Consider the following 13,119-nt stretch of genomic DNA (forward strand, 5'->3'; position numbering starts at 1 on the left):
TCACCCGTTGCGCGCCCCACCCACCGCCGGCTCCGCCCCGGTCCGCGCCTCGTCCGCCGGCTCCGCCGCGGCCGGCTCGGCATCCGCCCGCTCGGCATCCGCCTGCTCCGCATCCGCCCGCTCCCTGGCGGCGGCGGTGCGACCGCCGAAACCGAGCACCGCGAGCACCGCGATCACCCCCATCGCCCCGCCCACGATCAGCATGGCCGTCGTGATGTCCGTCGAGTCCAGCAGGAAACCGGCGAACAGCGCCCCCAGCGAGTTGGCCCCCGAGGTGAGCAGCATGACGATCGAGCCGGCCCGCCCGCGCAGGTGATCCGGCGCGGACTGCAACACGTAGAGCATCCCGGCCACGTTGCCGATGCCGGCGGCGTAGTGGATCAACGCGAAGATCGCGCCGAGGACGACGAGCCCCGGGGCCAGCCCGACCAGCGGCATCAGCACCGCCCAGGCGATGTTGACGCCCATGATGATCCGGCGGATCCCCCACCGGCCAAGATAGAAGTTGCTGGTCATCGCGCCGGCCATGCCGAAGACGCTGTTCACCACCAGCAGCATCCCGACCGTGGGCGGCGAACCGCCCTCGGCCCGGACGATGACCACCAGCCCCAGACCCAGCACCTGGAACAGGATGTTGCTCGCCGCGTAGAGGCCCAGGGCGCGGCGCAGGTACAGCTGGCCCCAGATGAAGGCGAAGCCCTCCCGCACCCGGGCGAGCAGACCGCCTTGTTCCTCGGCCCGTGCCTTCGGCGCCTGCAGGCTGCGCCGGACGAACAGCAGGGTGACCAGCGAGACGAGGTGCATCAGCACGGCGAAGCCGAACGGCGCCCAACGGGTCAGCGCGTACAGCAGGGTGCCGGCGGGCTGGCCGAGGATGCTGGCCGCGTTGGCCCGCGACTCGTTGGCCGCCGTCGCGGCCCCGTACCGGTCGGCCGGCACCACGTTGAACACGGCGGCGCGCTCGGCCAACGCGTAGCAGATGCCCAGGCTGGCCTCCACGAACGCGACCGCCATCAGGTGCGGCAGCCACACGGCGTCGCGGGCGACCGCGACCGCCACGCTGGCGATCGCGACGATCCGGCCCACGTTGCAGAGCACCATCGTCCGGCGGCGGTCCCAACGGTCCACCAACGCTCCGGCCGGCAACTGGGTGACCAGGTTGGGCAGCAGCGCGGCGAAGGTGACCAGGCTCGCGGCCGTGGCCGATCCGGTGGACCAGAAGACCAGCAGGGTGTAGCTGATCGAGGTGGCCCGGGAACCCAGCGCGGAGACGCCGGAGCCGACCCAGAGCAGCAGGAAGTCACGGTTGCCGGTCAGGCGGCCCGACCGGGACGTGGCCGCCGGGTGCCCGACCGCGCTCACGCCGGCTGCCCGGCGGGCGCGGCCTGACACCAGTCGAGCACGGCCATCGCGCTGTAGAGCTTGTTCTCCGCCTGCTGGAAGGCGATGCTGGCCGGCCCGTCGAGCACCTCCGCGGTCACCTCCTCCCCCCGGTGCGCCGGGAGGTCGTGCAGGAAGACCGCGTGCGGGCTGCGCCGCCACAGCTCCCGGTCCACCTGGAACGGGGCGAAGTGCGCCCGCCAGTCGGGGTCGGGCTTGCTGGTGCCGGTGGTCTGCCAGCGGGTGGTGTAGATGGCGTCCACGTCGCCCGGCAGGCCGCTCATGTCGTGCCGCTCGACGAGGTGGGCCCCGCAGCGTCGCGCCTGCGCCTGCGCGACCGCCGCGATCCCCGCCGGCAGGCCGTACCCCGCCGGGGTGCGCAACTCCAGCTCCACGCCCGGGAAACGGGTCATCGCCAGGGCCAGCGCGGTCGCGGTGTTGTTCGCCTCGCCGAGGTAGAGCAGCCGCAGGCGTTCGATGCGGCCGAAGCGCCGCAGCAGGGTGGTCAGGTCGGCCAGCGCCTGCGTGGGGTGCTCCTCGGCGCTCATCGCGTTGATGACGGCCATCCGGTGCTGCCGCGACCAGTCGCGCATCTCCGCCGGGTCGGCGGCGGTGCGCGCCACCAGCACGTCCAGCATGCCCGACAGCACCCGTCCGGTGTCCGCGCTGGACTCCCCGGTGTTGACCTGGAGGTCGCCCGGCCCGTACTGGATGGTCTTCGCGCCGAGGCGCAGCGCGGCGACGGTGAACGCGGTCCGCGTCCGGGTCGACGTCTTCACGAAATAGGTGCCGACCACCCGCCCGGCCAGTGAGTCGGCGGTCTCGCCGGCCGCGAACCGCGCCCCCCGCGCCACGATCGAGTAGAGGTCGTCGTCGGTCAGGTCGCGGATCGACACCAGGTGCCGCACGTGCCGGGCCGGTGGCTCGGTGACCGTCGCGGGAATGCTCGATGCGGTCGTCATCACATCTCCTCCGTCAGTGCGGTGTCGGACGCCAGCAGCGACAGGACGTCGTCTCCCGCGTCGCCGTTGGTCAGCAGCACCAGCCCGGACCCGTCGGGGACCCGGCCGGCGGCCAGCGCCCGGTAGCCGGCGGTGCGTCCCCGGTGGGTGAACTCCACCCGCGCCCCGGTGGGCCGATCGACGCGGTCGACCAGGCAGCCGAGCCCGAAGAACCCGCCGGCCCCGGTGGTCAGTTGCGCCACCGCCAGCTCCCGGCTCAGCAGGGCCGGGCCGCCCCGGTGGGCGACCTGGATCTCGCCGACCAGCCGGGCCAGGTCGGCCGCGGTGCTCCAGAGCCCGGCCGCCGCCAGGTCCGGGCGCACCTGCCAGCCGCCGGGCAGCGCCTCGCAGTGCTGGTCGTGCCCGACGGCCACCGGCCGGCCGGACGTCTCCGGGAAGCCCTGGTCGAAGCTGCTGCCGGTCATCCCCGCCGGGTCGAAGACCAGCTCGGCCATCAGGTCGGCGAAGGACGTCGCGGTGACGTCCTCCATGAGCTGCTGCACCACCACGAAGTGGCTGTTGCGCTCCACCGCGACCGGGTCCGGCGCGTCGAGCGCCCGGACCGGGCCGGTGGGCACGCCCCGGCCACGCAGCACGTCCGACAGGGTCGGCACGGGGCCGCCGCGCGGGTGCCCGGCGCTGCCCGTCGGGGTCAACCCGGCCACGTGGCTGAGCAGTTGCCGCAGGCTCACCGGCCGGCCGGCGGGCAGCTGCCAGCCCTTCAGGTACGCGTTGACGTCCGTGTCGAGCTGGAGTAGCCCCCGCCCGACCAACGCCAGCGCGCCCACCGCGGTGACCAGCTTGCTGACCGAACCGACCTGGAAGATGGTCGCCGGGGTCACCGGTGTGTCGCCGCCGGCCACCCGGTGCCCGGCGGCACGGACCTCCGCCAGTTCGCCGTCGACGAGCAGCGCCAGCGACGCGCCGGGCACCCGGTGGGCGGCGAGCATCGGTTCGATCTGCGGCAGCACCGCCGCCCTCCGTGCCGCGCCGGGCCGTAGCGCCGGTGCCGGCGCGGCGACGGCCGCCGTCGGGTCGGCCGGGGTGAGCGAGGCCGCCAGCTCGGCCAGGGTCTGATCGCGCATCGCCGCGCGCAGCGTCAGCGCGACACCGGCCCGCCGGGCCGCCGTGACCACCGGTACGACCAGCAGCGAGTGCCCGCCCAGGGCGAAGAACCGGTCGTGCCGGCCGACCCGGTCGATCTCCAGGACCCCGGCCCAGATGTCGGCGATCAGCCGCTCGGGTCCGGGGCGGGGCGGGGTGTTCTCGGCCGGCCCGGCCGGGTCGACCGGGGGCAGCGCCCGGCGGTCGACCTTGCCGTTGGCGTTGAGCGGGATGGCCGGCACCGGCACGAAGGCGCTCGGGACCAGGTGGCCCGGCAGCCACCGGGCACAGTGCTCGGCGAGGTCCGGCGCGGCGCCGACGTGGTACGCCACCAGCCGGGGCCCACCCGGGCCGGTCGCCTCGACGGTGACCACCGCGTCCCGCACGGCGGGATGCCCGACCAGCACCGCCCGCACCTCCCCGGGCTCGACCCGGTGACCGCGGATCTTCACCTGGTCGTCGACCCGGCCCAGCAGGTCGAGCTGCCCGTCGGGCAACCAGCGGCCCAGGTCGCCGGTGCGGTACAGCCGGCCGCCGGCCGCGTCGAACGGGTCGGGCACGAACCGGTCGGCGGTCAGGGCCGGCCGGCCGGCGTAGCCCCGGGCGAGACCGGGACCGCCGAGGTGTACGTGGCCGACCACGCCGACGGGCACCGGTTGCAGGTCGGCGTCGAGGACGTAGGTCCGCATCCCGCCCAGCGGCCGGCCGATCGGCGCGACGTCGGCCGGCAGCGGCCCGGTGACGGGGTACCGGCTGACCGCCACGGTCGCCTCCGTCGGCCCGTACTCGTTGAGCAGCACGGTGTGCGGCGCGAGCGCGTGCCAGCGGTCGCAGACCCGGCGGGTCAGCGCCTCGCCCCCCACCACGAGCAGTGGCGTCAGGGCGGCGGCCCGGTCCGCGTCGAGCTGGCGGGTCAGCAGGTCGAGGTGCCCGGGGGTCAGCTTCACGAAGCTGAACGGGCCGGCGTCGGCCAACCTGGGGCCCAGCTCGTCCAGGCCGGCGTCGGGCGGCAGCAGCCACAGCCGCTGCCCGGTCACCAGCGGCGCCCAGATGCTGGTCACCACCAGGTCGTACGCGACCGACGAGAAGAGCGCGGCGCCGCCGGTGCGGTCGGCGACGAGTTCCTCCGCCGCCCAGCCGAGATAGTTGGCGAGGCCACGGTGGCTGATCTGCACCCCGTTGGGCCGGCCGGTCGAGCCGGAGGTGAAGATGACGTACGCGAGGTGGTCCGGGTCGGGGCGGCCGGTCGGCGCGTCGGCGGGCAGCGCGGCGATCCGCTCGGCGTCGCGGTCGAGCAGCACCAGCTCCACCCCGGCGAACCGGTCGGCGTGGCCGGCCGAGGTCAGCACCACCGTCGCCCCGGCGTCGGCGAGCATCGCGGCGACCCGCTCGGCCGGGTGCGCCGGGTCGATCGGCAGGTACGCGCCGCCGGCCCGCCACACCCCGAGCAGGGCGGCGACGAGGTCGGCGCCCCGCTCCAGCAGCACCCCGACGACCCGCTCCGGGCCGACCCCGGCGGCCCGCAGGCGGTGGCCGATCCGGTTGGCCACCGCGTCCAGCTGGGCGTAGGTCGTACCGTCGACGGCCTCGGCGTCGGGGGTCGCCGCGGCCCACGCCGCCACCCGGGCCGGCACCAGGTCGGCGCACCCCGGCGTGGCGGAGGCGTTCCAGCCCACCAGCACGTCGTGCCGCTCCCCGGCGGGCAGGTACACCGCACGGGGGTCGCCGTCGGGGTCGGCCACCATTGCCTCCAGCACCAGCCGGTACATGCCGGCCAGCCGGGCGGCGTCGCCGCGGCCCATGGCGTGGCTGTCGGTGCTCAGTTCGAGCCGGCCGGCCCCCGCGGCGACGGCGAGCGCGAACTCGGAGGTGCTCGCGCCGATGCGCCGCACGGGCGCGGTGCGCCCGCCGTCCACCTCGGTGAAGTCGAGGTAGCTGAAGTAGACGTCGGTGAGGCGGGCGCCGGGGGTGCGGATCGCCGGCGCCGGGTAGCGCCGGTGCGGCCACAGCTCGGCCTCGCGGGCGTGCACCCGCCGCACCAGTTCCCGCCAGCTCGTCGCCCGGCGGTCGTGCGGGAACGGCAGGGTGTTCAGCGACATGGCGTAGACCCGCTCGCTGCCCACCACGTCGGGCCGGGTGTGGCAGACCAGCCCGCTGTAGAAGGCCGGCTCGTCGGTGAGCTGGCTGAGCACCTTCAGGTGCGCGGCGTGCAGCACCGCCTTGAGCGCCACCCCAGTCGCCGAGGCCAGGGCCCGCAGCCGAGGCTCCAGGTCCGCGTAGGACACCACCTCGGTGTACGGCTCCCGGCCGGCCGGCGCCGGCGGCGCCCACGCGGCGGGGAGCCGGAACCGGGGCTGGCGCTCGACCACGTCCTGCCAGTAGCGCCGGTCGGTCTCGGAGGCCAGCGCGCGCAGCTCGCCGGCGACGAAGTCGGCGAACCGTACCCCGGGCGGGGCGGCGACGTCGGACCGCGCGCCCGCCCGTCGCGCGTGGTAGGTGTCCAGGACCTCCGTCACCAGGGCGTGCAGGCTCCACCCCTCGATGATCACGTGGCAGATGGTGAGCACCAGCCGCCAGCTCCGGTCGGTCTCCAGGCAGACGGTGAACCGCAGCAGCGGCGCCCGCTCGACGTCGAACAGCTCCTGGTACTCCTCGCCGACGAGCCGGCGCACCAGGGCCGTCCGGTCCGCCTCGGCCAGCCCGCGCAGGTCGCGCGTGCCGACGGGGACGTCGACCGCCCGGTGCACCAGCTGCATGGGCACGGAGTAACCGGCGGTGTCGACCGAGGTGCGCAGCACGTCGTGCCGGGCCGCCACCTCGCCGACGGCGGCCCGCAGCGTCGCCAGGTCGAAGGGTTCCTCGTCGGGGACCAGGAACGACACCACGTTGTGGTAGTGGTTCTGGCCGTTGTCGGCCAGCATCTCCAGCAGCATCCCGAGCTGCACCCGCGACAGCGGGTACGCGTCGTCCAGCCCCTCGGGCAGCAGCGGCCGGTCGGCGGCGGCCACCAGCTCGAAGGGCGCGACGGGGCGGGCGGCCGGCTCCGGCGCGTCCCGGCCGGCCAGCACCTCGCACAGCGCCCGCACGTCCGGGTGCCGGAAGATGTCCGCGACCGTCACGTCCAGCCCGGCCGCGCGCATCGTGCCGGCCAGCACCAGCGCCGTGATGGAGTGCCCGCCGAGGTCGAAGAAACCGTCGCGGACGCCGACCGCCGGCAGGCCCAGCACGTCGGCCCAGATCCGGACGACCCGCTCCTCCAGCGGCCCGGCCGGGGCGACGAGGTCCCGGCCGGAGATCGGCTCGCCGGTCGTCGGCGCGGGCAGCGCCCGCCGGTCCAGCTTGCCGCTGTTGTTGCGCGGCAACTCGTCGAGCAGCACGAACGCCGACGGGACCATGTACTCGGGCAGGACGCGCGCCAGCGAGGCGCGCAGCGACGCGGCCTGCGGCGCGGGCCCGTCGCCGGCCACCAGGTACGCGGTCAGCCGCGGGTCGGCCGGCTCGTCGGCGCGCAGCACGACGACCGCCTCCGCGACGCCCGGCACGGCGGTCAGCGCCGTCTCGATCTCGCCCGGCTCGATCCGGTAGCCCCGCAGCTTCACCTGGTCGTCGAGGCGGCCGAGGAACTCCACGCTGCCGTCGGGCAGCCGGGCGGCCAGGTCACCGGTGCGGTACATCCGGCTGCCGGCCGGGCCGTACGGGTCGGGCAGGAACCGCCGGGCGGTCAGCTCGGGCTGGTGCAGGTAGCCCCGGGTCACCCCGTGCCCGGCCAGGTGGACCTCGCCGGGCACCCCGATGGGCGCCGGGTGGCCGTAGCCGTCGAGGACGTACATCCGCACCCCGGACAGGGGCCGGCCGATCCGGCTGCCCACCCCCGGCGCGAGGTCGGCGCGGGTGATCCGGTGGTAGGTGGAGTAGACGGTGGTCTCGGTGATCCCGTACATGTTGACCAGCGCCACCCGGGCCAGCCCCAGGCGCGCCGCCCACGGCGCGAGGTCGGCGAAGTCGAGCCTCTCCCCCGCGACGACCACCGCGCGCAGCGACAGGTCCCGGATGCCGGGGGCGTCCTCGGCGGCGAGCCGGACCAGCCCGCGCAACGCCGTCGGGGTCTGCGCCAGCAGGGTGACCCGCCGCGCCACCAGCAGGTCCAGCAGGTCCTGCGGCACCCGGGTCACCTCGCGGGGCACCAGCACCAGCCGGCTGCCGTGCAGCAGCGCACCCCACAGCTCCCAGACGGAGACGTCGAAGGCGTACGAGTGGAACAGCGCCCACACGTCGGTCTCGTCCACCGCGTAGTGCTCCTGGGCGGCGTCGAGCAGCCGCAGCACGTTGGCGTCGCTCACGCAGACGCCCTTGGGTCGGCCGGTCGAGCCGGAGGTGTAGATGACGTACACCAGGTCGTCGGGGTCGCGGGCGATCCCCGGATCGGTCTCCGGCCGCCCGGCCAACTCGCCGGCGTCCAGCAGCACCCGCAGCCCGTCGAAGCCGGACAGCAGCTCCGCCTGCGCCGAGGTCGTCACCACGGTCCGCACCCCGGCGTCGGCCAGCAGGTAGCCGATCCGCTCGGCGGGCTGCGCCGGGTCCAGCGGCAGGTACGCCGCCCCGGCCTTGAGCACGCCGAGCAGCGCGGGCACCAGGTCCGCGTCGTCCCGGTCGAGGCAGACACCGACCACTGTCTCCCGGCCGGCGCCGGCCGCGCGCAGGTGGTGCGCGAGCCGGTTGGCGGCGGCGTCGAGCTGGGCGTACGTCAGCTCGACGGCCCCGGCCACCACCGCCACCGCCAGTGGGTCCCGGGCCAGTTGGGCCTGGAACAGCTCGAGCACGGTGCCGGTCACCGGCTCGTCGACACCCGGGTCGGTGACGCCGAGCAGTCGCTCCCGTTCGCCGCCCGGCACGCAGAGCGCCTGGCAGTCGCCGTCGGGGTCGGCGATCATCGCCTCCAGCACCGCCCGGTACATGCCGGCGATCCGGTCCAGGTTGGCCTGGCTGACCAGCCCCGCCCGGGCGGAGAGCGCGTAGCGGCCCCGCTGGGCGAAGCAGGAGAGGTCGAACTCGGTGGCGCCCTCCCCGGCGGCGCCGGTGACCACCGGAGCGGACCCGTCGCCCCGCGATGCGCGGGTGAAGTCCTGGTAGTTGAACAGGACGTGCAGCAGCCGGTGCCCGGCCTCGCGCTGCATCTCGGCGAGCGGGAAGCGCCGGTGCGGCCACAGCGCGACCTCCCGGTCGAACACCGCGGCGACGAGGTCCCGCCAGCTACGGGCGGACCGGTCGTAGCCGAACGGCACCGTGTTGAGGTACATGCCGTGCACCTCGTCGGCGCCGAGCACCTCGGGGCGGGCGTCGCAGACCAGGCCGGCGTGGAATTCGGGCTCGCCGGTGAGCTGGCTGAGCACCTTCAGGTGCGCGGCGTGCAGCACCGCCTTCACCGACACGTCACCGTCGCGGGCCAGGGCACGCAGCGCCTCGTCCAGGTCGGTGAAGTCCACGGTCGCGTCGGCCGTGGCGTCCGGTGCGGCCGGGTCGCCCCAACCGGCGGGCAGGGTGAGTGGGGCACGCCCATCCCACACCGAGCGCCAGTGCTCCCGGTCGGCGGCCGATTCCAGCGCGGCCAGTTCGGCGGCGATGAAGTCGGCGTAGCGCACGGCCGGCGGTCCGGCCGGTCGTGGAGGGCGGCCGTCGGCCCGCTCGGCGTAGCCGTCGAGCACCTCGGCGACCAGCCGGGCGCTGCTCCAGCCCTCGGTGACGACGTGGCTGATGGTGAAGGTGAACCACCAGCTCTCGTCGCCCTCCAGGTGCGCCGTGACGCGCAGCAGCGGCGCGACGGAGACGTCGAACGGGCGGGCCCGCTCGGCGGCGACGAACTCCGCGAAGAGCGCGGCGTGCCGCGTCGCCGGCACGCCGCGGCCGTCCTCGACGCGCACGTCGGGTGCGGCGTCGGCGTGCACGAGCTGCATCGGCACGGAGTAGGTGACCAGGTCGAACGAGGTGCGCAGGATCTCGTGCCGGGCGACGACGGCCCGGACCGCGCCGCGCAGCGCCTCGGCGTCGAACGGCCGCCCGTCGCGGACCTGGTGGGCCAGGACGCTGTGGTAGACCGCGCGGTCGCCGCTGACGGCCGACTCCACCAGCATGCCGAGCTGGGTGCGCGACGCCGGGTAGGCGTCCACCACGCCGCCGGGCACCTTCGCCCGGTCGGCGGCACCGATCAGCGCGTACGGCGCGACCGGCCGGAAGACCTCGGTGTCCACGTCGGTCAGCGCGGCGGCCAGCCGGCGGACGGTGCGGTGCGCGAAGACGTCCCGCACGCTGGCCGGGTGCCCGGCGGCCCGCAGGGTGCCGACCAGGGTGACCGCGAGCATCGAGTCACCGCCCAGGTCGAAGAAGCTGTCGGTGACGCCGACCCGCGCGACGCCGAGCACCCGCGCCCAGATCGCGGCGATCTCCGCCTCCGCGTCGCCGGCCGGCGCCTGGTAGGTCCCGACGGCGTACGAGCCGGCGTCGGGGTCCGGCAGCCGCCGCCGGTCGACCTTGCCGTTCGGGTCCTTCGGGATGGCGTCGACTGTGACGTAGGCGGCCGGGACCATCGCCTCGGGCAGCACCGCCAGCAGCCGCTCGCGCAGCGCGGCCGGGGTCGGCGCGTCGCCGGCCAGCACGTACCCGACGAGGGTGCGTCGACCGTCGCGCTCGCGGACGGCGGCGACCGCGTCGGTCACGCCGGGGCAGGCCCGCAGGGCCGACTCGATCTCGCCCAGCTCGATCCGTACGCCGTGCAGCTTGACCTGCGCGTCGAGCCGGCCCAGGAAGTCCACGGTGCCGTCCGGCCGCCACGCCGCCGCGTCCCCGGTGCGGTAGAGCCGCGACCCGGGCGGGCCGTACGGGTCCGGCACGAACCGCTCGGCGGTCGGTCCGGGCCGGCCCAGATAGCCCCGGGCGAGCCCGACCCCGCCGACGCACAGCTCGCCGGGCACCCCGACCGGCACGAGTTCGAGCCGGTCGTCCAGGACGTGCAGGCGCAGGTTCGGATGCGGCGTGCCGAGCGGCACCCGGGTCAGCCCGGCCAGGGCGTCGGGGGTGCACCGCCAGCTGCTCACGTCGACGGTGGCCTCGGCCGGGCCGTACGTGTTGTGCAGCTCGCAGCCGGGCAGCGCGGCCAGGAACGCCCGCGCCACGTCGACGGCGATCTCCTCGCCGCCCACCGCCACCGACCGCAGCGACCGGCACCCGGCCAGCCCCTCGGCCAGCAGGGCCACAAGCATGGCCGGCACGAAGTGGACGGTGGTGACGCCCTCGCGGGCGATCAGCTCCCGCAGGTACGCGGGGTCGCGGTGCCCGCCGGGGCGGGCCACCACGATCCGGGCGCCCGCCGACAGGGCCGCGTAGACCTCGGCCGGGGAGACGTCGAAACCGATCTCGGTCTTCTGGAGCACGACGGCGTCGGCGTCCAGCCGGTAGATCCGCGCGCCGACGTGGTCGGTGCGGTTGACCAGGGACCGGTGCGACAGCAGCGAGCCCTTGGGGCGGCCGGTGGAGCCGGAGGTGTAGATGACGAGGCCGCCGTTGTCCGGGTCGGTGAGCGGCTGCGGGTCGGTCGGCGGCTGGCCGGCCCAGGCGTCCGGGTCGTCCAGCAGCACCACCGTGGCGTCGACCGGTGGCAGTTGCGCCCGCAGCTCGGCGGTGGTCAGCAGCACCGGGGCCGCCGCGTCGGCGAGCATGAACGCCAACCGCTCCGCCGGGTACGACGGATCCAACGGCAGATACACCCCGCCGGCCTTGTGCACCGCCAGCATCGCCACGACCTGCTCCACCGACCGGTGCGCACACACCCCCACCAGGACCTCCGGGACAACCGCCAGCTCCCGCAGGTGACGCGCCAACCCGTTCGCCCGGCCGTTGAGCTGCCCGTACGAGAAGGACACGCCCTCGGCCGTGATGGCCACGGCGTCGGGGCGCCGCGCCGCCTGCGCCTCGAACGCCGCCGGCAGGTATCCGCCGACCTCGACGGTGTCCCCCCGGGCGAACCGGGCGAGTTCCGCCCGCTCCCCGGCCGGCAGGCACGGCGTGGCCGCGTCCCCACCCGGTTCGGTGACCATCGCCGTCAGCACCTCGCGGAACATCGCCCCGATCCGCAGCAGGGCGGCCGGGTCGGCGCTCCGGCTGTCGCTGACCAGGCGGAGGGTGCCGCCGCCGGCCCCGACCGAGAGGCCGAACTCGGTGGCCCCGGGCCCGCCGACCTCGACCGGGTCGGCGCCGGGTGCCTCGACCGCCCCGCCGCCGTCGGGCCGGGCCTCGACGTAGCCGAAGACGACGTCGATGGGGCGGGACCCGGCGCCGGCCAGCCGCGCCACCGCCGGCAGCGGATACCGCCGGTGCGGCCACAGCTCCACCTCACCGTCGAACACCGACCGCACCAGCTCCCGCCACGTGCCCGCGCCCCGGGCGTGCGGGAACGGCAGCACGTTGATGTACATCCCGTGCACCCGCTCCGCGCCCCGCACCTCCGGGCGCGCGTCACACACCAGGCCTGTGTAGAAGGTTGGCTCGGCGGTGAGCTGGGCCATCACCGTCAGGTGCGCGGCGTGCAGCACCGCCTTGACCGAGGTGCCGGTGTCGCTGGCGAGCCGGCGGACCGCCGCGTCCAGGTCGTGCACGTCCACCGTGTACCGGCAGACCGCCGCCGCGCCGGAGCGGTCGCCGAAGGTGTCCGGGAGGGTCAGCTTCGGCCGGCCGGTCACCACCGCCCGCCAGTGCTCGGCGGTCTCCGGCGAGCGCAGCGCCGCCAGCTCGCCGGCCACGTGGTCGGCGTACCGGACGGCGGGGGGCTCGACCTGCGTCGGCGTTTCGCCGCGGCTGCGGCGCGCGTACTCGCCGAGCAGCTCGGCGAGCAGGGCGTTGAGGTCCCAGCCGCCGGTCACCAGGTGGCTCAGCGCGAGGGTCAGCCACCAGGGCCCGCCGTCGTCGGCGTGCGCGGTGACCCGTAGCAGCGGCGCGTCCGACTCCAGGTCGAAGGGGGTACGCCGCTCAGCGGCCAGGTGCTCCGTGTGGCCGGCGGCCGGCTGCACGGCGACCGGCACGGCGGTGCTCGCCCGCACCAGCTGCATCGGCACCGAGTAGCCGGTCAGGTCGACCGAGGTGCGTAGCGTCTCGTGCCGGGCGACCAGCGCGTCGACCGTCGCCTGGAGGGCGTCGGCGGCGAACGGCCGGCCGTCGTCGACCCGGATCGACTGCACCACGTGGTACAGCGACCGGCCGGGGTCCTTCTGGATCTCCACGGCCATGCCGACCTGCGCCTGCGTCGCCGGGTACGCGTCCACCAGCCCGGCCGGCAGCGCGGCCCGGTCGGCGGCACCGATCAGCGCGTACGGCTCGACGGGGCGGAAGGCCCCCTCCTTGGCGGTGTCGGCCTCGGCGAGGGCGGTGACCAGGCGGCGGATCGTGCGGTGGGCGAAGATGTCCCGCACCGTGACGTCGTGGCCGGCGGCGCGCAGCGACCCGACCAGGGTCACCGCGGTCATCGAGTCGCCACCCAGGTCGAAGAAGCTCTCGGTGACGCTGACCCGGTCGAGGTCGAGCACCCACGACCAGACACCGGCCATGGCCGACTCCACCGGGCCGTTGGGCCGCTCGTAGCGGCCCCGGG

At 75.6% G+C, this 13,119-nt stretch carries 3 protein-coding genes (1 of these 3 cut by a window edge); all 3 read right to left on the reverse strand.

The features are described from left to right. Tightly spaced (each overlapping or abutting the next), the 3 genes in view from ACQ452_RS16705 to ACQ452_RS16715 form a layout consistent with a single transcriptional unit that may run on beyond the window. Complete coding sequence (locus ACQ452_RS16705; RefSeq protein WP_433385378.1) at nucleotides 1-1,362, reverse strand: MFS transporter; 1,362 nt, start codon at nucleotides 1,360-1,362, stop codon at nucleotides 1-3. Continuing rightward, a complete protein-coding gene (locus tag ACQ452_RS16710; RefSeq protein ID WP_433385381.1) occupies nucleotides 1,359-2,342 on the reverse strand; it encodes an ornithine carbamoyltransferase in 984 nt (327 codons plus the stop codon). The genes ACQ452_RS16705 and ACQ452_RS16710 overlap by 4 nt, the downstream gene beginning before the upstream one ends. Further along, on the reverse strand, nucleotides 2,342-13,119 hold the 3' portion of the coding sequence (locus ACQ452_RS16715) for a non-ribosomal peptide synthase/polyketide synthase (RefSeq protein ID WP_433385384.1). It continues 12,583 nt past the right edge of the window; 10,778 of the gene's 23,361 nt are visible here — the last part of the coding sequence; its start codon lies off the right edge, out of view; its stop codon occupies nucleotides 2,342-2,344. The genes ACQ452_RS16710 and ACQ452_RS16715 overlap by 1 nt, the downstream gene beginning before the upstream one ends.

Origin of the sequence: Micromonospora sp. KLBMP9576 (assembly GCF_050941805.1) — a bacterium.
Taxonomy (GTDB): domain Bacteria; phylum Actinomycetota; class Actinomycetes; order Mycobacteriales; family Micromonosporaceae; genus Micromonospora.